Raw genomic sequence first — 18542 nt, forward strand, 5'->3', positions numbered from 1 at the left:
ATTCATTTTATTTATAGATGCCCCGGGCGTACATAGGGGGAATGGAAACGAATGGGTGGACGCTGCGCCGCACTCGATTGGGGCTGCGGCGTGGCTTCAGGCGCAGCGCATGGCTGCAGATCGGAGGCTTGATCGCGGTCTGGTTGTTGGCCGGGTGGGCAGTGCAGCGGCTGGGAGTACCGGTGCCGGGCGGCATTGCGGGCTTGTTCGCGTTGCTGCTGGCCTTTGCCCTGCGTTGGTTGTCACCGCATAGCTTTGCCCGAGGCGCGCGTTGGCTGCTGGCCGAGATGCTGCTGTTCTTCGTGCCGGCGGCAATGATCCTGCTGGAAAACCGGGAGATGTTTGGATGGCTGGGCCTGAAGCTTCTGCTGGTGGTCGTAGCCGGAACCTTGCTGGTGATGGCAGGTACGGCTGTCACCGTCGAGGTGTTGTTGCGCTGGAGCCTGCGCCATGAGCATTGAGGTGCTCGCCGCCTTGCCGAAGCAGTTTGTGTGGCCGGCATTCTGGGCCGTGGTGACGGTGGCTGCCTATCTGCTGGCCAGGACGCTGTACTCGCGCACCGGCAAGGCCTGGGCATCACCCTTGATCATTGCGCCGGTGTTGTTGCTGGGCCTGGCCCTGTCGTTGCATGCCAGCTACCACGACTATCTGCGCGGTACGCATTGGTTGATGGCGATGTTGGGGCCGGCGACAGTGGCATTCGCTGTGCCCATTTACCAGCAGCGGGTGCTGATTGCCCGACATTGGAAGGTGTTGGGTGCTGGCGTACTGGTTGGCAGCAGCATTGCCGTTGCCGCCGCTTGGTTGATGGCCACGGCGTTGCATCTGTCGCCGGAACTGCGCCTGAGCCTGGCCCCGCGCTCGTTGACCACGCCATTCGCGATGGATGTGTCCGGGCGCATTGGTGGCATTCCGGAGCTGACGGCGGTGTTCGTGATCATCACCGGTATCTGCGGCTCGCTGTGTGGGCAGGTGCTGCTCAAACTGTTGCCGGTGCGCTCGGCAATGGCGCGTGGTGCGCTGTTCGGCATGGGCGCGCATGGCATGGGGGTTGCCAAGGCACGCGAGCTTGGCGAGAGCGAGGGGGCGATTGCCGGCCTGGTGATGGTGCTGGCCGGCGTGGTCAACGTGGCGGTGGCGCCGTTGCTGGTGATCCTGTTGCGCGGTTGATTGGCGAAACCGGCCCACTCAGGCGGGGGTATCGCCGGCGCGGGCCTTCTGCAGATCCTCGGTCCTGCGCGCAAGCACCGCTTCACGGTGGGCGATATACGCGTTGGAACCCAGAATGATCAACGCGCCAATCACCGTCCAGCGATCCAGTGCTTCGCCAAACAGCAGCCAGCCCATCACCACCACCAGCGGCAGCTGGGTAAAGCTGATCGGGGTAAGTGCGGAGACTTCACCCAGCTTCAAGGCGCGGGTCCACAGCAACTGCCCCAATGTGCCGAGTACGCCAGTGGCAGCCAGCCACAACCAGGCGATTCCAGTCGGCCACACCCAGACAAACAGCGCCGGGATCAGCGACATGGGAACCCAGAACACATAGGTGTAGAACACCACGGTATCCGGCCCATCAACGCGGGTGAGTTGCTTGATCTGGATGGCGACCAGCGCGCTGAGCACTGCCGCCAGTACCGCGACCAGGCTACCGGCATCAAAGCCATGCGAACCCGGCCGCACGATCACCAGGACGCCAATGAAGCCGACGATCACCGCCGCCCAGCGGCGGAAGCGGACCTTCTCACCCAGCCACAGGACCGCGGCGATGGTGACGAACAAGGGAGTGGAGTACGACAGTGAAATTGCCTGCGACAGTGGCAGGTGCCCCAGCGCCCAGAACGCACACAGCATGGAAGCCAGTCCGATCGCGCTGCGCAGGAAATAGCGTGGCAGCTGCTGGGTGTGCAGCGGGGCGTGACCGGGTCGCAGCAACATGGGTAGCAGTGCCAGCAAGCCGAAGCTGTTGCGGAAGAACGCCACTTCCTGGGTGGGTACATAGGCAGTGGCGTAGCGGATGGCGATGGCCATCAAGCCGAAGGACATGGCGCTGCCGAACATCAGCAGGGCAGCGCGCATTGCGGTGGAGCGGGGTGCGGCCAAGGCAGTGTTCACCAGCGGGCGCCGACCAACCTGGGTTCGGGTTCGATGGGCACGCCGAACTGCTCCAGCACCGCGGCCGAAACGCGCCGTGCGAATGCCAACAGCTCGGCGCCGCTTGCGTTGCCATGGTTGACCAGTACCAAGGCGTGATTGGGCGAGACCCCGGCATCACCGTCGCGCTGGCCCTTGAAGCCGGCTTTCTCGATCATCCACGCCGCCGATACCTTGCGGTTGCTGTCGTCGCTGCCCGGGAACACCGGCAACTCCGGATAGTGCTGCAGCAGCACGTTGACCTGTTCCAGCGGCAGGATGGGGTTCTTGAAGAAGCTGCCTGCATTGCCCAATACATCAGGATCGGGCAATTTGCGGCGGCGGATGGCGATGACGGCATTGGCGACATCGACCGAACCCGGCAACTCGACGCCCATGGCCTGTAGTTCTTCGCGGATGCCTGCATAGTCCAACTGCAACTCATGCAGCAGCGGCAGGCGGAATTCGACGGCGGTGATCAGGTAACGATCGGCTTCGTGCTTGAACAGGCTGTCGCGGTAGCCAAAGCGGCAGGCTTCCTGGTCCAGGCGGACCCAGCACTGGTCCTGGCGGTCCCAGGCCTCGACGGTCTGGATGAACTCGCCCACCTGGGCGCCATAGGCACCGATGTTCTGGATCGGCGCGGCACCGACGGTGCCGGGGATCAAGGCCAGGTTCTCCAGCCCGGACAAGCCTTCCTGCAATGACCACATCACCAGTTCGTGCCAGATAACGGCGGCGCCAGCGCGGACGATGGTGTGATCGGCGCGGTGTTCCAGCGCGGTGATGTCGCGGTTCTCGAACACCAGCACCACATCTTCCGGATCAGCGGCAAGCAGTACGTTGCTGCCGCTGCCAAGCACCAGCAGCTCGGCATCGCCGATGGCGGCCAGCGCTTCTGGCAATGCGTGCGGGTCAGTGATGCGCACCATTCGCGGGGCATGGGCGTCGACGTGGAAGGTGTTGAGGTGGCGCAGAGAGGCGTTCTCGGTCAGCGACCAAGCGGTAACGGTGTTCGTCATAGCGGTGCGACGGCGCCTCCCGAGGGGGATTCGCGGCGGCGGCGGATGGCATCGACGCAATCGCCGATCAGGCCTGGGCCCTGGAAGATCAAACCGCTATAGCACTGCACCAACGTCGCGCCGGCCGCCATCTTGGCGACGGCATCGGCACCGGAGCTGATGCCGCCAACGCCAATCAGCGGGACCGATTCGGGCAGGCGCGCGCGCAGGCGACGCAATACCAGCGTTGACTGCCCGAGCAGCGGGGCGCCGGACAGGCCGCCGATTTCCTTGGCGACCGGATCGGATTCCACGGTCGGTCGCCCAATGGTGGTATTGGTGGCGATGACGCCATCGACGCCCAGCTCGCCGAGGACGCGGGCGGCTGCATCGATGTCGCGGTCACTCAGGTCGGGCGCCACCTTGACCAGCATCGGCACGCGTTTGCCGTGCTTGGCTGCCAGTTGCTCCTGCGCCTCGCGCAGGCCGCCAACCAGCCGCCGCAATGCCTGTTCTTCCTGCAGTTCACGCAGGCCGGCGGTATTGGGCGAGGAGATATTGACGGTGATGTAGTCCGCCAATGGATAGACCTTTTCCATGCAGGTCAGGTAATCCGACAGCGCATCCTCGTTGGGCGTGTCCTTGTTCTTGCCGATGTTGATGCCGAGCGGGCCGGGGCGGTGCTTGACCGCTTCCACGTTCTTCACCAGCGCATCCACGCCGAGGTTGTTGAAGCCCATGCGGTTGATGATGGCGTTGTGCCGCGGCAGGCGGAACAGGCGCGGCTTGGGGCTGCCGACCTGCGCGCGCGGGGTGATGGTGCCGATCTCGACATAGCCAAAGCCCAGTGCAAACAGGGCTTCAATGTGTTCACCGTTCTTGTCCAGGCCAGCGGCCAGACCCACCGGGTTGGGGAAGCTCAGGCCAAACGCGGGGGTGGGAAGCGGCTTGATGCGGCGGGCAATCAGCGGCGTGGTGCCGGTGCGCCAGGCAAGATCCAGCGCGGACAGGCCCAGGCCGTGTGCGCGCTCGGCATCAAGGGTGAACAGGAAGGGACGGGCAATGGAATACATAAGCTCAGTTCAGCGTGCCAACAAAGGCGCGGGTTTGGTACTCGAAGGCAACCTTGCCATCGACCGCGTGCGCATCGAAAAGACGCTGCAGGGCCTCCAGCATGGGGGAATGACGTTCGTGGCCGGCTTGCGGTGCGTAAGAGGAGGACAGCAGGCGGCCACGCAGGCTGTCGTAGTCCAGGTACTGCACATTCGGCAGATGGACCAGGCCGCGCAGTCCTTCGCCGAACCAGTCGCGCATGGTCTGGTCGTCCTGGTAGCGCTCGGCGACTTCGGTGTAATCGGTGCCGTAGTCCAGCAGCAGTTGCTCGTAGCCTGCCAGGAAGGGTGAGGCATCGAGCAGGCGCGAGTTCCAGTACACCAGCGCCAGGCCGCCCGGGCGCAGGATGCGCTTCCATTCGCGGCGTACGGCGGTGGTGTCGAACCAATGGAAGGCCTGCGCGGCGGCGACCAGGTCGACGCTATGGTCGGGCAGGGTGGTGGCCTCGGCAGTACCGGCGACGGATTGCAGCTGCGGATAATCCGGCAACAGCCACTGTTCGGCGGCTGCGCGCATTGCGGCATTGGGTTCCACCGCGATCAGTGGATGGCCGGCAGCCAGGAACAACTCGCTGGAAATGCCGGTGCCGGCACCGATATCGGCGACCAGCGCGGAGCGGGGCAGGCCGATGTCGTCATGCAGCCAGCGCAGCAGTGACGGCGGATAGCCCGGGCGATAGCGGACGTAGTCCGCAACACGGCTGCTGAAACGCTCGGTGGAATCGGATTGCCCCATGCCTACCTCAGTGATTCAGTGCTGCGATGCCGGCCAAGCCACCAAAGAACACGATGATGGCGATGACGAAGATGATACCGATCAGCCACAGTGCGGTGGCCAGCCAACCCAGCACCAGTCCGGCCACGGCCAGGCCGTCACCTTCCATCTGACCGTTGCTGCGGCGGATCTCGCCACGTGCCATATGGCCGAAGATGATGGCGCAGATGCTGCCGATGGCAGGCAACAGGGTCCAGCCAAGAATGCCGGCGACCAGGCTGATCACGGCGTAGCTGCTGGTCTGGCGAGGTGCAGGGATGCTCATCGGGAACTCCGTTTCAGCGAATTTAAGCCCCTCTCCCGCGCACGGGAGAGGGGGTGGGGTGAGGGGAAGCTTTTCAGCTCAGCTCTCTCCCGTTTCAACGCCCCGGCCAAGGCCGGGGCAGACACCATCAAAGATCGAACTTGATGCCCTGGGCCAGCGGCAGCGAGTCGGAGTAGTTGATGGTGTTGGTCTGGCGGCGCATGTAGACCTTCCATGCATCCGAACCGGACTCGCGGCCACCGCCGGTGTCCTTCTCGCCACCGAAGGCGCCACCAATCTCGGCACCGGAAGTACCGATGTTGATGTTGGCGATGCCGCAGTCGCTGCCGGCGGCCGACAGGAACTTCTCGGCGGTCTTCAGGTTCTGGGTGAAGATCGACGAGGACAGGCCCTGCGGCACGCCGTTCTGCATGTCGATGGCTTCGTCCAGGGTCTTGTACTTCATCACGTACAGGATCGGCGCGAAGGTCTCGTGCTGGACGATCTCATCGCTGTTCTTCAGGCCGGTGACAATCGCCGGCAGCACGAAGTTGCCTGCGCGGTCAATGGCGGTGCCGCCGGTTTCGACGGTGCCGCCGGCAGCCTTGGCCTTGGCGATGGAGCCGAGGAACTGCTGCACGGCTTCCGGGCTGTTCAACGGGCCCATCAGGTTTGCGGCGTCGGTCGGGTCGCCGATCTTGCCTTCGACCTGCTTGTAGGCCTTGATCAGGGTGGCCAGCACGTTGTCGTAGATGGATTCATGCACGATCAGGCGGCGGGTGGTGGTGCAGCGCTGGCCGGCAGTACCGACGGCGCCGAACACGATGCCCGGCACGGCCAGCTTCTGGTCGGCGGTCTCGTCCATGATGATGGCGTTGTTGCCGCCCAGTTCCAGCAGGCAGCGGCCCAGGCGCTGGGCAACCTTCTGGTTGACCGTGCGGCCGACCTGGGTGGAACCGGTGAAGGAGATCAGCGGCACGCGGCGATCGTCGACCATCTTTTCCGACAGCGCGGTGCCTGCATCGTTGATCAGGAAGAACAGGTCCGGGAAGCCGCCGTCCTTCAATGCCTCATTGCAGATCTTCATCGTCGCAATGGCAGTCAGCGGGGTCTTGTTGGACGGCTTCCAGATGCAGATGTCGCCACAGATGGCAGCCAGGAACGCATTCCAGCTCCACACCGCAACCGGGAAGTTGAAGGCCGAGATGATGCCGACCAGGCCCAGCGGGTGGTACTGCTCGTACATGCGGTGGCCGGGGCGCTCGGAATGCATGGTGTAGCCGTAGAGCATGCGGCTCTGGCCTAGGGCGAAGTCGGCGATGTCGATCATCTCCTGCACTTCACCGTCGCCTTCCGGCTTGGACTTGCCCATTTCCAGCGCGACCAGCGAGCCCAGTGCGTCCTTGTGCTTGCGCAGTGCTTCACCGCACAGGCGCACGGCTTCGCCGCGGCGCGGTGCCGGGGTGGTGCGCCAAACCTTGTAGGCTTCCTGCGCGCGGGCGATGACGGTTTCGTAGTCAGCTTCGGTCGTCGCCTGGACCTCGGCGATCACTTCGCCGGTGGTCGGGTTCTGCGGCTTGAGGACGCCCGCGCCGGTGGCGGCGGACCATTCCCCGTTGCCCATGTAGGTGCCAGCGTTGGTGGCATCCAGAGCCAAGGCCTTGAGCAGCTCGGAAGACATTCAAACTCCTGTTTCTTAACGTTATTTTGGCGCCGTCGGAAACTGCGGGTGGGGCGACGGAGTGAGTACCACATAGTACCAGAGTGGGCCGATTGGCCCCGCCGGCGCTGGGCTGGGGTTTGCCGGTTGAGCACGAAAGAGGCAATGGTGGCCGGCAGCGCGGATTTCAGGACGACAGGACCTGTCCCTGAGAGCCGTTTTCGGCCATATTCGCCTCCCTTGGTTGGGGTTTCCCCGGTTTGAACAGGATAGACAGATGAACGTGACGATTTCGGACGGGGTAGTGGTCGGCAACAAGCTGCCCTTCGTGCTGTTTGGCGGGCTCAATGTGCTGGAGGACCTGGACTCCACGCTCTACGCCGCCGAGCGTTACGTGGAGGTCACCCGCAAGCTGGGTATCCCGTACGTGTTCAAGGCCTCGTTCGACAAGGCCAACCGCTCCTCCATCAATTCTTTCCGTGGCGTTGGCCTGGAAGAAGGCCTGCGCATCTTCGAGCAGGTCAAGCAGCGTTTCGGCGTGCCGGTGATCACCGATGTGCATGAAGTGGCGCAGGCGGCGCCGGTCGCTGAAGTGGTCGACGTGCTGCAGATTCCGGCCTTCCTGGCCCGCCAGACCGATCTGGTGACGGCGATTGCCCGTACCGGTCGTGCGGTCAACATCAAGAAGCCGCAATTCCTCAGCCCGACCCAGATCAAGCACATCGTCAGCAAGATCCGCGAAGCCGGCAACGAGCAGATCATCCTGTGCGAACGCGGCGCCCAGTTCGGTTACGACAACCTGGTCGTGGACATGCTTGGCTTCCGCGAGATGATCGAAGCCACCGGCGGCCTGCCGGCGATCTTCGACGTCACCCACAGCCTGCAGCGCCGCGACGCCGGCAGCGAAGCCTCCGGTGGTCGTCGTCGTCAGGTGGTCGAGTTGGCCCGTGCTGGCATGGCAGTCGGCATCGCCGGCCTGTTCCTCGAGGCGCATCCCGATCCGGACAACGCGCGCTGCGACGGCCCCAGCGCATTGCCGCTGGACGTGCTGGAGCCGTTCCTGGCACAGATCAAGGCGCTGGACGATATGGTCAAGTCGTTTCCTGTGCTGGATATCGCTTGATCAACGCTCATTCCAGCCGGCTCTTGAGTCTAGCAGCCGGTTGTTCAATGACGCTGGGGAGGGACATCCGTACAAAAAAACTCAGCTAACGGTCCGGTTGCGATGAGGTTTGGACTCGGATGAGCTGGTTGTCGGATATCTGTTTTGCCCGCTGCTCGCGAAGGAGTTTTGGGGGCGCCTTCATCAGTTGAACTCTTTTGGTTCGCGGTAGCTTAGGAAGCCGGGAAGGAGCTAAGGATCGTTTCTTTGAGCCAAGTGAGGTGTGTGGCGTGGCTTGGGCTGACAAAAGTCCGTTTGGGACGTAGAAAGCTAAAGTGATTTGAGGACTCTAAGCACTGGCAGTCGTTCTATGTTGCAAGGGAAAAGCTGGCTGGGCGGGGCGCTTGCCTGTAATCTTGGCCTCCTTCTTTTGGCCCCGTAGCTCAGCTGGATAGAGCGGTCCCCTCCTAAGGGACAGGTCGCACGTTCGAATCGTGTCGGGGTCACCATCATTCCGCGCGGCTTGTGGCAGCAGCTGCAAGCGCCAGCCAGCCCCGGTGCGCATGCCGATGCAATGCGGTGAAGCCCTGAATTTTCGTAGCTATGGCCCGGCCGGCCATTCGCACAGCCATGACCACCTGCAGCTGGTGTTGCCGCTACGGGGCAGCCTGGAGTTGGAGGTCGATGGGCGCGGCGGTCGCTTGGACGCCCTGCATGGTGCCCTGATTGTTCCGGGGGCGGCGCATGTACAGGCAGGGAATGGGCAGAACCGGTTCCTGATCGTGGATTGTGACAGTGCCTTGTTGGAGCGCTCACGGTTGGATCACGGGCGGAAACGCCCATTTCTGGCTATTCCAGCGGCGGCGCGCAGTTTGCTTGAGTTTGTCGACATCGGCGCGGGTGACCGTCCTGATGTGGCCGCGCCCGTTGCCAGGCATGTATTGCCGCTGCTATTGGATTGCTTGTTTGCCGATCAGCCGGAACCAGCAGGCGACAGCGCCGGCCTGCGCCGATTGTGCGGACAGGTCCGTGCTGCGCCTGGTCAGGCGTGGCCGCTTGCGCGTATGGCGCAGGTGGCCGGCATGGGGCTGACCGCGCTGCACGGTGCGTTCAACCGTCAATTCAGCCTCACGCCCGGGCAATGGCTGCAGCAACAGCGTCTGCTATGGGCGCAGGCTCAATTGTGCGATGGCCGCCTGTCTGTAGCGCAGATCGCCCAGCAGGCTGGGTTCTCCGACCAGAGTGCCTTGACCCGGGCAATGCGGCGCACGCTCGGGACTACCCCTGGCCGCTATCGGCGGGGCCTGGACGCGTAGTTTGGGTCCAGCGCCGCGCAGCTTGGGACAATACAAACCAGGTCGGCATTTGGATGCTGGCTGGGTATCTTGACGTTGGGTGGGTTGATGAAAGATCGGATGTGGTTTGGTATCGGCAACGGTGTAGCTTCCGGCGCACTGTGGGGCCTGGTGTTTCTGGCGCCGGCCGTGCTGGTGGACTTCTCGCCGCTGCAGCTGGCCGCTGCGCGCTACCTTGTTTACGGTTTGGTTGCGGCAATCCTGCTGGTGCCGCGTTGGCCGGCGCTGCGGGCACGCATCGGCAAGACCGAATGGACCGCGCTGACCTGGTTGAGCCTGCTCGGCAACCTGATCTATTTCGTCCTGCTTTCCATCTGCGTGCAGTGGAGCGGCGGCGGTGCAGCGGCGTTGATCGTCGGCATGGTGCCGGTGCTGGTGGCCGTAGCCGGTGCCCGCGAGCCCGGTGCGGTGCCACTGAGGCGGCTGGCGCCAGCATTGGCTTTGTGCGTGGCCGGGGTGGTGCTGATGGGCTATGAGGCCATCGCCTCGACGCACGTGCATTCCACCAGCGCACAGCGGCTGATAGGGCTGCTGTGTGGGGTCGGCGCATTGGTCTCATGGACGGCGTATTCGATTGGCAACACCCGCTGGTTGGCCAAGGTGCCGGATGTGTCCGGGCACGATTGGTCGTTGTTGACCGGCGTGGCAACCGGTGGCTTGGCGTTGTTGTTGGCGCCGCTGGCCTTCGCCGATGGCGGCGCAGGGCATAGCGGTCGCGAGTGGGCAGGTTTCTGGGCGATGGCTGCGGCCGTTGCGGTGTTCGCCTCCATCCTGGGCAACGCCTGCTGGAACCGCGCCAGTCGCGCCCTGCCATTGACCCTGGGCGGGCAGATGATCGTGTTCGAGACCTTGTTCGGTCTGGTCTACGGTTTCCTGTGGCAGCAGCGTTGGCCGGTGGCTATCGAAGTCGTCGCTGCCTTGTGTCTGCTGGCTGGCGTGATCTGGAGCGCGGCGGCGCACCGGCCCAAGCTTGCTGTGGCCGCTTCAGCCTGAGGATTCCGCGCAGTCAGGGAGCGAAAGCCAGTCCGGAGTCGTTCTTTCGTCTGGCGGCGACGGGTAGCGGTTCCGGTCTGTGCGCCAACAGGCTCAACCGCGTCGCCACGGGTATTGCTTGCCGCTTGCTGGTGAGATGCCCGACGTTCGCGCTTGATGACATTTGCAACTTTTAGCTGCAGCTTGGCCGACGTTGCCTTTATCCGCGTTTTTGCATCGCAGCACTTGACAGCCTGATCCCGGCTGTTGTCTCTTGAAGGCCATGAACAGCCCGCAGCCCCTCGCCATCATCTCGCAGTCGCCCTTCGGCGGCCGGGTCGGCGTGCCTGGGCCTGGCGGCACCATTACCACCACCACTATTACCGTCACCATTAGCCCGGTGCGGTCCGTCGTCTTCGCGTAATTTCCGAAAACAACGGCCCCGCACCCGGATCAGGATGCGGGGGAACCCCATCCAGATACGTGTCGGGGCCTCCAGCCGAGGTTCTTCCGATGTCGTCAGTTGCTGTATCACCCGCCGATCCTGTCGCGAACGCTGCCGTTCGCACCGTCGTCCATAAATTCGGCGGCACCTCCGTGGCTGATGCCGAGCGCTACCGCCATGTGGCGCAGTTGCTGCTGGCCCGCGACGAGACAGTGCAGGTCACCGTGGTATCGGCGATGAAGGGCGTGACCGACGCGCTGATCGGCTTGGCCAAGGCCGCGGCTGCTGCGGATCCGGAGTGGGATGATCGATGGCACGAGCTGCGGGCGCGCCATCGTGGCGCCGCCGCCGCACTGTTGGGCGAGCACTCCGGGGCAACCATTGAATGGCTGGATGCGCGCTTCGATCGTCTGCGCGAGATCCTGGCCGCGTTGGCGGTCATCGGCGAATTGCCGCAGGAAGTGTTGGATCGTGTGCAGGGATTGGGCGAGGTGTTCTCGGCCCACCTGCTGGGCCATCACCTGCAAGCACTTGGCGAAGACGCCGATGTGCTGGACGCACGTGACGTGCTGGTGGTCAACCATGGCGAGCTGGGCGTGGATGTGGATTGGAAGTCCAGTGCCGCCAAGCTTGCGTTGTGGCGAGAATCGCACCCGGCGCAGCGTCTGGTGGTGACCGGCTTTGTTGCGCGTGATCGCAAAGGCAACATCACCACGCTGGGACGCAATGGAAGTGATTTCTCCGGCGCCATCTTCGCGGCCTTGTTCGCCGCCGATGAACTGCATATCTGGACCGACGTTGACGGCGTGCTTTCGGCTGACCCGCGCGTGGTGCCGGAAGCCGTGCAGCTGGATGCCCTGAGCTATGACGAAGCCTGTGAGCTCGCGTATTTCGGCGCAAAGGTGGTGCATCCGCAAACCATGTCGCCGGCGATCGAGCGCGGTTTGCCGATCATCATCCGCAACACCTTCCGCCCGGATCACCCGGGCACCCGCATCACTGCGGAGAGCTCCAGCAACGGCCCGATCAAAGGCTTGACGCTGAGCGCGGATCTGGCCGTGCTGAACGTCGAAGGCACCGGTTTGATCGGCGTGCCGGGCACCGCCGAGCGCGTGTTCTCGGCGCTGCGCAATGCGCATGTGTCGGTGGTGATGATCTCGCAGGGATCGTCCGAGCACTCGATCTGTTGCGTGGTGAAGCAGGCCGAGGCTGAGTTCGCCCGCGACGCGTTGACCCAGGCGTTCTCGCACGAATTGGCGGCAGGCCAGGTACAGCGCGTGCAGCTCACCACTGGAGTAAGCGTGCTTGCGGCGGTCGGTGATGGCATGACCGGGCAGCCTGGCGTTGCTGCGCGCCTGTTTGAGTCGCTGGGGCGTGCGCAGGTCAATATCCTGGCCATCGCGCAGGGCTCGTCCGAGCGCAATATCTCGGTCGCCATCGAAGCCCGTGATGCAACCAAGGCATTGCGGGCGGCGCATGCCGGATTCTGGCTGTCGCCGCAGACCTTCTCGGTTGGTTTGATCGGGCCGGGTAACGTTGGGGCGGCCTTGCTTGAGCAGCTATATGCGTCGGAAGCCGCACTGTTGGCGAGGGCCAAGCTTGATCTGCGACTGCGTGCGGTCGCCTCGCGCAATCGCATGGTGCTCGACCAGCGCGGCATGCACGGCAACTGGAAGGCTGCGTTCGATTCTGCAGCGCTGCCGAACGATCTTGATCTGTTCACTGAACACCTGTTGTCGGCGCGGCTACCGCATACATTGATCATCGATTGCAGTGGCAGCGCCGAAGTCGCTGATCGCTATGCGGGCTGGTTGGCTGCCGGCATTCACGTGGTGACCCCGAACAAGCAGGCAGGCTCCGGTCCATTGGCGCGTTATCAGGCAATCCGCGAGGCAGCTGCGTCCACCGGTGCACGCTTCCGCTACGAAGCGACGGTGGGTGCTGGCCTGCCGGTGATCACCACGCTGCGTGACCTCGTGGATACCGGTGACGAAGTGACGGCGATCGCAGGCATTTTCTCCGGCACGCTGGCATGGCTGTTCAACAAGTACGACGGTAGCGTGCCGTTCTCCGAACTGGTCACGCAGGCGCGCGGCATGGGCTATACCGAGCCGGACCCGCGCGATGACCTGTCCGGCGTGGACGTGGCCCGCAAGCTGGTGATTCTGGCGCGCGAAGCCGGTTACGAACTGAGTCTGGAAGATGTCGCGGTGGAAAGCCTGGTGCCTGCTGGACTGCAGCAAGCCAGCGTTGACGACTTCATGGCGCGCCTCAACGAGGTGGATGCGAGCTTCGCTCAGCGTCTGGCCGATGCGCGCGCTCGCGGCAACGTGCTGCGCTATGTGGCGCAGTTCAAGCCGGGTCAGCAGCCCAGCGTCGGCCTGGTTGAACTGCCGGGCGATCATGCCTTCGCAAACCTGCGCTTGACCGACAACGTGGTGCAGTTCACCACTCGTCGCTATTGCGACAACCCCTTGGTGGTGCAAGGCCCGGGCGCGGGTCCGGAAGTAACCGCAGCCGGTGTGTTTGCCGACGTGTTGCGGGTTGCAGCAGGCGAGGGAGCGCGATTGTGAGTGATGCAACGAAGGATTCTGCTGCCCGTCAGGCGCGCGCGTTCTCGCCCGCGTCGGTGGCCAATGTGGCAGTCGGTTTTGACCTGCTGGGTTATGCCGTGCCGGATGTAGGCGACACGGTTACAGTACGTCGCATCGATGCGCCAGAAGTGCGGATCGCTGCCATTCGTGGTGCTGCCGTTGAGCTGCCGCTGGACGCGCCCAGCAATACTGCAGGCGCGGCGCTGATTGCCCTGCGCGAGGCGTTGGCGCTGCCGTTCGGCTTCGAGGTGGAAATCGACAAGGGCATACCGCTGAGCTCGGGCATGGGTGGTTCGGCTGCGTCCTGTGTAGCGGCCTTGGTTGCTGCCAATGCATTGCTGGATGTGCCGTTGAGTCGAGAACAGTTGTACAGGTACTCGCTGGACGGTGAAGCAGTAGCCAGTGGCAGCCGCCACGGTGACAACCTCGGCCCGATGTTCCTGGGTGGCCTGGTGCTTTCAACGCTGGAGCGTTTGGTGCCGGTGCCGGTGCCTGCGCATTGGCATAGCCTGCTGGTGCATCCGGATGCGCTTCTGGAAACGCGGCGTGCACGCGAAGCCTTGCAAGGCAGCTATGCGCTGAAAGAGTTTGTCGCGCAGAGCAGCAACCTGGCCCTGGTATTGGCGGGTTGCCATGCAGGCGATGCTGGCTTGGTGCGTGCGGGTCTGGCCGATGTCCTGATCGAACCGCGGCGTGCGCCTTTGATCGTCGGTTTTGATGCGGCCAAGGCAGCCGCACTGGCTGCAGGTGCGATGGGCGCCAGTATCTCCGGTGCCGGTCCCAGCGTATTTGCCTGGTTTGAAGAACGTGAGGCCGCGTTGGCTGCCGCGCCCAAGGTGCAGGCAGCCTTCGCTGCAGCGGGCTTCGACAGCCAGAGCTGGGTAAGCCCGATCAACAGCCCCGGCGCACGACTGCTCTAAGCCTGATAGCCCCTCTCCCTGCGGGAGAGGGGTTGGGGTGAGGGCGACGCTCGCGCAGTCCTTGAGTCAAAAGCAGCACACCAACCTTTTCACGGATTTCCGAATGAACTTCATCTCCACCCGCAATGCATCGCCCGCCGCCACGCTGAGTCAGGCCATTGCCGCTGGCCTTGCACCAGATGGTGGCTTGTACGTACCCGAGCAGATGCCAGCAGCGCGCAACCTGCAGTTGGGCGATTCGCTCGCCGCGACCGCCACTGAGCTGCTGCAGCCGTTTTTTGCCGGTGACGCATTGGCAGCTGATCTGCAGACGATCTGCAACGAAGCCTTTGACTTTCCGGCACCACTGCAGGCCTTGGCGACCAGTAACGATCATGTGCTGGAGTTGTTCCATGGGCCAACGGCAGCGTTCAAGGACTTCGGTGCGCGCTTCCTTGCCGCCAGCCTGTCGCGGCTGCGTGCAGGGCAGGAGCGTCCGCTGACGATCGTGGTCGCCACCTCAGGCGACACCGGTGCCGCAGTGGCCGCAGCCTTCCACAATCAGCCCAACCTGCAGGTCGTGGTGTTGTACCCGGATGGGCGCGTGTCGCCGCGTCAGGCGCACCAGCTTGGTTGCCTTGGCGGAAATATCCGAGCGCTGCGTGTGTCTGGCTCGTTTGATGATTGCCAAGCCATGGCCAAGCAGGCGCTGAGCGATAACGAGCTGCAGGCGCAGGTGCCGTTGAGTTCAGCCAACAGCATCAGCTTGGGTCGCCTGTTGCCGCAGATGAGCTATTACGCACATGCCGCGCTCAGCCATCAGGCTGCGCATGGCTCGCTGCTCAACTTCGTCATTCCTACCGGCAACCTGGGGAACGCGATGGCGGCGGTAATGGCGCGCGCACTCGGTGTGCCGCTGGGGCGGATCGTGTTGGCGACCAACGCAAATCGTGTTCTGCCGGACTATTTCAATGGCGGTGATTACGCTCCCAAGGCCAGCGTTGCAACGCTGGCCAATGCCATGGACGTAGGTGCGCCGAGTAATTTCGAGCGACTGCGTTGGCTGTACAAGGGTGATGACGCAGCACTGCGCGCAGCCTTCACCTCGCAGGCAGTGGACGATGCCACCATCCGCGACACCATTGCGCATCGCTATGCCGAATATGGGGAAGTGTTCTGCCCGCATACCGCCACTGCGGTGCAGGTGTTGGAGCAGTTGCGCGCCAGTGGTAGTGCAGTCGCGGACCAGCATTGGGCAGTGGCTGCGACCGCGCATCCGGCCAAGTTCGAATCGGTGGTCGAACCGCTGATTGGTCGTGAGGTGGAAGTGCCTCCGGCGCTGGCAGAGCTGCTCAAGCGTCCGGCCCACGCCGAGCCTTGCGCGCCGGACTACGCAGCCCTGCGCCAGAAACTGCTCTAAACCCAACCTGTAGTGCCGAGCCATGCTCGGCAGGGGCCTCACCGACACCCCAGTTGTAGGAGCGGCGTAAGCCGCGAAGCCGGTATCGCTACGCGGCCAATGATTCCTGCTCTCCGCAACTGTACGAGCTTCGCGGCTTACGCCGCTCCTACAAAACGGTGCCTCCTGCTCCTGTAGTGCCGAGCCATGCTCGGCAGGGGGCTTCACCGATAATGCCCCAGCCGAGCATGGCTCGGCTCTACAGATGGGGCGTCAGAACTCGTCGTTGGCCAGCTGCTGCAGCTCGGCGAAATCGAGGATCTCCACCACATTAAGATGCGGCAGGGCGATCAGCCCCTGCTGGCGCAGCTTGGTGAAGGTGCGGCTGACGGTTTCCATGGTCAGGCCCAAGTGGTCGGCGATATCGCCGCGGCCCATCGGTAGCGAGACCCGGTTGCTGCTGCGCCCATTCAAGGTTGCCTCGCGGGCTGCCAGCCGCAACAGGAAATCGGCAAGCCGTTCCGGCGGCTGCAGGCGGGCCAGTGCAAGCGCGTTGTCCTGGGCTGCATCCAGCTCCTGGCAGGCGCGCTGCAGCAGCTTGCGTTCCAGGTGCGGGTAGCGCTGGCGCAGGTCGCGCATCTGCGTGGTCGGCACCCGACAGACCCGGCTGTCGGCGATGGCTTCGATGTCGTAGCGGTGGTGATCGCTGCCGCTCAGGCCCAGGTAATCGCCCGGCAGCACGAAGCCGTTCACCTGGCGACGACCGTCGGCCAAGGTCCTGACCAGGCGCAGCGCACCCTCGGTTACTGTATAGACATAAGTGCGCGGCTCGCCGGCACGGGCCAGCGTGGTGCCCATGCTTACCGGCGTGGAGACGGTGATCTGCTCCAGTGCGTGCACCTCATCGCAGGAAAGCGCCGAGCACACGGACAGGTGGCGGACCGAGCATTGCAGGCACTCGCGCGCTCCATTGCCTTCGCTGGCAACGGACGAAACCGGGGATTGCTCGGAGCCTTGGGCTGGCCGGGACATGTCTGGGACAGGGTGGGAGTGTCCTAAATTATACTTCATGCGGTCAGACGGGCGGTGTGCGGCTAGAATTAGCGACCGTTTCCCCTTTGAGTTGCAGGAGTTTTGCCCGTGATCAAGCCCCGTACCCCGCCCGGCATCATGGAATTGCTGCCGCGCGAGCAGATCGCGTTCCAGCGCATGCTGGACGTCATCCGCCGCAATTACGAGCGCTTCGGGTTCTTGCCGGTGGAGACCCCGGTGTTCGAGCTGTCCGATGTGTTGCTGACCAAATCCGGCGGCGAGACCGAGCGCCAGGTGTATTTCGTGCAGTCAACCGGTGCGCTGGCCAATGCGGCCGAGTCGGCCGACAAGGGTGGGCTGCCGGAGATGGCGCTGCGCTTCGATCTGACTGTGCCGCTGGCCCGCTATGTGGCCGAGCACGAGCACGACCTGACGTTCCCCTTCCGTCGCTATCAGATGCAGCGCGTTTACCGTGGCGAGCGCGCACAGCGCGGCCGTTTCCGCGAGTTCTACCAGTGCGACGTCGATGTGATCGGCAAGGACACGCTGAGCATCCGCTACGACGCTGAAGTGTTGGCGGTGATCTACGCGGTGTTCTCCGAACTGCGCATCGGCAACTTCGCCGTGCAGCTGAACAACCGCAAGCTGATGCGTGGTTTCTTCGAAGCGCAGGGCGTCGTGGATGCCGGGCAGCAGGCGCTGGTGCTGCGCGAGGTCGACAAGCTCGACAAGCGCGGCCCGGATTACGTGCGCGAAACCCTGGTTGGTCCGGATTTCGGACTGCCGGCTGACGCCGTTGAGCGCATCCTGTCCTTCGTTGAGGTCCGTTCGAGCTCGCATGCTGATGCGTTGGCGCAGATTGATGCGGTGCTGGCCGCTGCGGGTGAATCGGCCAGTGAGTCGCTGCGTACCGGTGCCGCTGAGCTGCGTGAAGTGCTGGAGCTGGTCAAGGCATTGGGTGTGCCGGAAACCGCGTATTGCCTGAATTTCTCCATCGCCCGTGGCCTGGACTACTACACCGGCACGGTGTACGAGACCAGCCTGGTTGATCATCCACAGATTGGCTCGATCTGCTCGGGTGGCCGTTACGAGGATCTGGCCAGCCACTACACCAAGTCCAAGCTGCCGGGCGTCGGCATCTCGATCGGCCTGACTCGCCTGTTCTGGCAGCTGCGCGAGGCCAACCTGATCGATGGCATCGCTGAAAGCAGCGTGCATGCGATGGTGGCGCTGATGGACGAGGCGGCGATGCCGCAGTCGCTGGACATCGCCCGTCGTCTGCGCGCCGGTGGCATCAATACTGAAGTGCAGATGGAGCCGAAGAAAATCGGCAAGCAGTTCCAGTATGCCGCGAAGGCAGGCATCCGCTTCGTGGTGCTGGCAGGTGAAGATGAGCTGGCGCGTGGCGTGGTTGCGGTGAAGGATCTGCTTCGTGAACAGCAGTTCGAGGTTGCCAGGGATGAGCTGGCGTCTACCCTGCAGGTAGAGCTGGAACAGACCCGCGCAATGACGCGTTGAACGAAAGCCCCGCATCGCGGGGCTTTTTTTTGCCTGTAGAGCCGAGCCATGCTCGGCTGAGGCGTTACCGGGAAAGCCCCTTGCCGAGCATGGCTCGGCACTACTGCTTCCGCCCCCTCCCTTTCGCGCAGCGAAGGGGAGGGCTGCGGAGGGGTTGGCTTTTCGCTGGCTTCGCTTCCGTGCGCGCTCCCCCTGTAGAGCCGAGCCATGCTCGGCTGGGGCGTTACCGGGAAAGCCCCTTGCCGAGCATGGCTCGGCACTACCGCTCTTGCCCCCTCCCTTTCGCGTAGCGAAGGGGAGGGCT

Annotated in this window: 16 protein-coding genes and 1 tRNA gene; 10 read left to right on the top strand and 7 right to left on the bottom strand. The window is 63.8% G+C overall.

Annotated elements, in window-relative coordinates:
- The first annotated feature begins 41 nt into the window (after positions 1 to 41).
- Together Q5Z11_RS09485 and Q5Z11_RS09490 are read left to right on the top strand one after the other, a co-directional pair.
- Complete coding sequence (locus tag Q5Z11_RS09485) at positions 42 to 461, top strand: CidA/LrgA family protein (RefSeq protein WP_303749749.1); 420 nt, start codon at positions 42 to 44, stop codon at positions 459 to 461.
- Complete coding sequence (locus Q5Z11_RS09490; protein ID WP_303749750.1) at positions 451 to 1170, top strand: LrgB family protein; 720 nt, start codon at positions 451 to 453, stop codon at positions 1168 to 1170. Before Q5Z11_RS09485 ends, Q5Z11_RS09490 begins: the two co-directional genes overlap by 11 nt.
- Before the next feature lie 18 nt (positions 1171 to 1188).
- On the opposite strand, the gene Q5Z11_RS09495 is transcribed toward Q5Z11_RS09490, so the two are convergent.
- From Q5Z11_RS09495 to amaB, 6 genes are all read right to left on the bottom strand, one after another.
- Positions 1189 to 2076: a DMT family transporter gene (locus Q5Z11_RS09495; protein ID WP_303750007.1), complete on the bottom strand. Its 888-nt coding sequence runs from the start codon at positions 2074 to 2076 to the stop codon at positions 1189 to 1191.
- Positions 2077 to 2108: 32 nt separating this feature from the next.
- Entirely contained in the window at positions 2109 to 3152 is a 1044-nt protein-coding gene (murB, locus tag Q5Z11_RS09500; RefSeq protein WP_303749751.1) for a UDP-N-acetylmuramate dehydrogenase, read from the bottom strand.
- Positions 3149 to 4204, bottom strand: a complete 1056-nt coding sequence (locus Q5Z11_RS09505) for a quinone-dependent dihydroorotate dehydrogenase (protein WP_303749752.1) — start codon at positions 4202 to 4204, stop codon at positions 3149 to 3151. The genes murB and Q5Z11_RS09505 overlap by 4 nt, the downstream gene beginning before the upstream one ends.
- A 4-nt stretch (positions 4205 to 4208) precedes the next feature.
- Positions 4209 to 4979: a class I SAM-dependent methyltransferase gene (locus Q5Z11_RS09510; protein WP_303749753.1), complete on the bottom strand. Its 771-nt coding sequence runs from the start codon at positions 4977 to 4979 to the stop codon at positions 4209 to 4211.
- 7 nt (positions 4980 to 4986) lie between these two features.
- The gene (locus Q5Z11_RS09515) at positions 4987 to 5283 is read right to left on the bottom strand and encodes a DUF4190 domain-containing protein (protein ID WP_303749754.1); all 297 of its coding nucleotides are present in this window, start codon (positions 5281 to 5283) and stop codon (positions 4987 to 4989) included.
- A 127-nt stretch (positions 5284 to 5410) separates the two neighbouring features.
- Positions 5411 to 6943, bottom strand: a complete 1533-nt coding sequence (gene amaB, locus Q5Z11_RS09520; protein WP_303749755.1) for an L-piperidine-6-carboxylate dehydrogenase — start codon at positions 6941 to 6943, stop codon at positions 5411 to 5413.
- Positions 6944 to 7199: 256 nt separating this feature from the next.
- Here amaB and kdsA point away from each other — a divergent pair, with 256 nt between their 5' ends.
- The 7 genes from kdsA to thrC all read left to right on the top strand — a co-directional run bounded on the left by kdsA (position 7200) and on the right by thrC (position 15709).
- The gene (gene kdsA / locus Q5Z11_RS09525) at positions 7200 to 8045 is read left to right on the top strand and encodes a 3-deoxy-8-phosphooctulonate synthase (protein WP_303749756.1); all 846 of its coding nucleotides are present in this window, start codon (positions 7200 to 7202) and stop codon (positions 8043 to 8045) included.
- A gap of 411 nt (positions 8046 to 8456) precedes the next feature.
- Positions 8457 to 8533 (top strand) — tRNA-Arg (locus tag Q5Z11_RS09530).
- Positions 8534 to 8587: 54 nt separating this feature from the next.
- Positions 8588 to 9340: a helix-turn-helix transcriptional regulator gene (locus Q5Z11_RS09535; RefSeq protein ID WP_303749757.1), complete on the top strand. Its 753-nt coding sequence runs from the start codon at positions 8588 to 8590 to the stop codon at positions 9338 to 9340.
- Positions 9341 to 9427: 87 nt separating this feature from the next.
- Complete coding sequence (locus tag Q5Z11_RS09540) at positions 9428 to 10372, top strand: DMT family transporter (protein WP_303749758.1); 945 nt, start codon at positions 9428 to 9430, stop codon at positions 10370 to 10372.
- Between the two features lie 492 nt (positions 10373 to 10864).
- The gene (thrA, locus tag Q5Z11_RS09545) at positions 10865 to 13369 is read left to right on the top strand and encodes a bifunctional aspartate kinase/homoserine dehydrogenase I (RefSeq protein WP_303749759.1); all 2505 of its coding nucleotides are present in this window, start codon (positions 10865 to 10867) and stop codon (positions 13367 to 13369) included.
- Positions 13366 to 14310 carry a homoserine kinase gene (locus tag Q5Z11_RS09550; RefSeq protein WP_303749760.1) on the top strand — a complete coding sequence of 315 codons (945 nt, stop codon included), beginning with the start codon at positions 13366 to 13368 and terminating at the stop codon, positions 14308 to 14310. The genes thrA and Q5Z11_RS09550 overlap by 4 nt, the downstream gene beginning before the upstream one ends.
- 103 nt (positions 14311 to 14413) lie before the next feature.
- Complete coding sequence (gene thrC / locus Q5Z11_RS09555; RefSeq protein WP_303749761.1) at positions 14414 to 15709, top strand: threonine synthase; 1296 nt, start codon at positions 14414 to 14416, stop codon at positions 15707 to 15709.
- A 252-nt stretch (positions 15710 to 15961) separates the two neighbouring features.
- Here thrC and Q5Z11_RS09560 read toward each other — a convergent pair whose 3' ends face one another.
- The gene (locus Q5Z11_RS09560; RefSeq protein ID WP_303749762.1) at positions 15962 to 16720 is read right to left on the bottom strand and encodes a Crp/Fnr family transcriptional regulator; all 759 of its coding nucleotides are present in this window, start codon (positions 16718 to 16720) and stop codon (positions 15962 to 15964) included.
- 108 nt (positions 16721 to 16828) lie between these two features.
- Here Q5Z11_RS09560 and hisS point away from each other — a divergent pair, with 108 nt between their 5' ends.
- The gene (gene hisS, locus Q5Z11_RS09565) at positions 16829 to 18238 is read left to right on the top strand and encodes a histidine--tRNA ligase (RefSeq protein ID WP_303749763.1); all 1410 of its coding nucleotides are present in this window, start codon (positions 16829 to 16831) and stop codon (positions 18236 to 18238) included.
- The last annotated feature ends 304 nt before the right edge of the window (positions 18239 to 18542 follow it).

This window comes from Stenotrophomonas sp. 610A2, from assembly GCF_030549615.1.
Classification (GTDB): domain Bacteria; phylum Pseudomonadota; class Gammaproteobacteria; order Xanthomonadales; family Xanthomonadaceae; genus Stenotrophomonas; species Stenotrophomonas pigmentata.